Raw genomic sequence first — 1,264 nt, forward strand, 5'->3', positions numbered from 1 at the left:
CCCATTTTAGGGTGACACAAATTTACAAAATCCTATTTATTAGGTAATTATAAAATAGCGGTTTTTGTAGTGACGAAGTCAGGAGGTACTTTTTCCGATAAATTTTAATTCCGGATTCCGGGACGGACCTTTCATTCCGTTTTCGGTCCGTTTCTCTTTTTTCTTCCTACAGCAAGTTAATTTTTATCCGCTGCAACAGCCTCCATTTCAGCTTTACTCCGGCTACCGGTTACCAAATAGACCCCTCCGAATATCAAAGCTACTGAAATGATTTTCACAAAATTAAAAGTATCCATCCCCCAACACACAGCAACAATACTAGCCACCAAAGGCTGAACATAATTATACATACCGGCAACAGTCGGGCGTAGATTTTTTTGCCCGATGACTATCAACACATAACTAATAAAAGTACTCCCCACCACGATAAATACCAATGCTCCGATTTCAGTGCCTTGTAAACTCTTCCACTCCGTATGGAGCAAATCATTATAAGAGAAGGGTAAAGCACAAATAAAAGCATAGGTAAACATCCATTTCATAATGGTAATCAAGGAATATTTATTCACAAAATTTTTAAACAACACAAAATAAAGAGCATAACTAAATTGCGCCAACAGCACCAATAAATCTCCCCAGATATAATGATTTCCAGCCGCTTTAGCCTCCGAAACCTGATGGCTCCCTAAAATCAGCAACAACGCCCCGGCAGCTCCGACTGCAATCCCCAGTACTTTTTTTCCTGTTATCGGTTCTTTCAAATAAATCGCCGCTAAAACCATGGCGAGCAAAGGCATACTGGTGGTAATGATGGAAGCATCCACCGGAGAAGTCAGTCCTACCCCGAAAATAAAACATCCCTGATTAAAAACAATAGCCAGGAGAGATGCCCCCAACAATTTTAACAAATCTTTAGGAGCCACCCGTTCAGGTTTCTGAAAGAATGAAGCGATCCAAAACAGCACCATAGCCCCCGTAATCCTTAGATCAGTTACAACGAGAGGAGTAACCGCACCTCCTACCATCACAAATTTTGCCACAGGAGACATCAATCCCCACATCACATTAGCCCCCAACATCGAGCTATGGCCTTTCAATTTCATCAGATTCATATCGGAATAAATTAAATACAAAAAAGAACCGACTTCAGTCAGTTCTTTTGAGTGTAGCGCTAAGGGGAATCGAACCCCTGTTTTAAGAATGAGAATCTTACGTCCTAACCCCTAGACGATAGCGCCATTTCGAGTATTTTAAAAAAGCCTGC

At 41.1% G+C, this 1,264-nt stretch carries 1 protein-coding gene and 1 tRNA gene; both read right to left on the bottom strand.

Features of this window, described 5'->3' with window-relative positions:
- Positions 1 to 176 precede the first annotated feature (176 nt).
- On the bottom strand, positions 177 to 1,112 hold the full coding sequence (locus AC5RDS_RS14140; RefSeq protein WP_494222377.1) for a DMT family transporter: 936 nt from the start codon (positions 1,110 to 1,112) through the stop codon (positions 177 to 179).
- A gap of 54 nt (positions 1,113 to 1,166) precedes the next feature.
- Positions 1,167 to 1,238, bottom strand: a tRNA-Glu gene (locus AC5RDS_RS14145).
- Between the last annotated feature and the right edge of the window lie 26 nt (positions 1,239 to 1,264).

This window comes from Odoribacter sp. (assembly GCF_985060555.1).

Excerpts from the sequence above, each read along its gene's own strand:
- AC5RDS_RS14140 (WP_494222377.1), bottom strand. The coding sequence starts at position 1,112 with ATGAATCTGATGAAATTGAAAGGCCATAGCTCGATGTTGGGGGCTAAT.